The following is a 582-nucleotide window of genomic DNA, read 5'->3' as shown; positions in this document are numbered from 1 at the left end:
AGGGCGAGAGCACCATCCGCTGCTCCAGCATGACCGTGCACTACCAGCGCAAGGAGAAGGAGCCGAAGGGCAAGGCCGAGGCGAAGGGTTTGGACGGCAAGGGCGCCGACGCGAAGGCGTCCATCGCCCAAGCCGCGGACGCGAAGCCCGCGGAGGCGAAGCCCGTCGAGAAGCCCGTGAAGGTCGAGGCGAAGGCCGAGCCCAAGGTGGAGAAGGCCGAAAAATCGTCCGATCCCACCGACGGCAGCGCGATCCGCCAGGTGGTCTGCGCCGGCCCGGTCACGGTCGTGTCGAAGGATCAAGTGGCGAGCGGCGACAACGCGGTGTTCGACCGGGTGGCGAACCGCGTCGTGCTCACCGGCAACGTGGTGCTGAGCCAGTGCCAGAACGTCACCCGCGGCTCGCGCCTCGTCTACGACATGAATACCGGCCGGGCGAACATGGACCCGGTCGCGGGCGGCCGCGTGTCGGCGATGTTCGTGCCGGGCGGCAAGGACGACGGCGCCAAGGGCAAGCAGGCGGGCTGTGCGCAGCCGCCGGGACAGGCGGGGAAGGCGGCGCCGAAGCCGCGGGGGTAGGCGG

1 protein-coding gene is annotated in these 582 nt (G+C 70.6%); it reads left to right on the top strand.

The features are described 5' to 3' along the window. On the top strand, window positions 1–578 hold a 578-nt coding region (locus tag QR78_RS32905; protein WP_048428638.1), incomplete at its 5' end, for an LptA/OstA family protein. Between the last annotated feature and the right edge of the window lie 4 nt (window positions 579–582).

This window comes from Methylobacterium indicum, assembly GCF_001043895.1.
Lineage (GTDB): Bacteria > Pseudomonadota > Alphaproteobacteria > Rhizobiales > Beijerinckiaceae > Methylobacterium > Methylobacterium indicum.
This window is presented reverse-complemented; position numbering and strand designations above follow the sequence as displayed.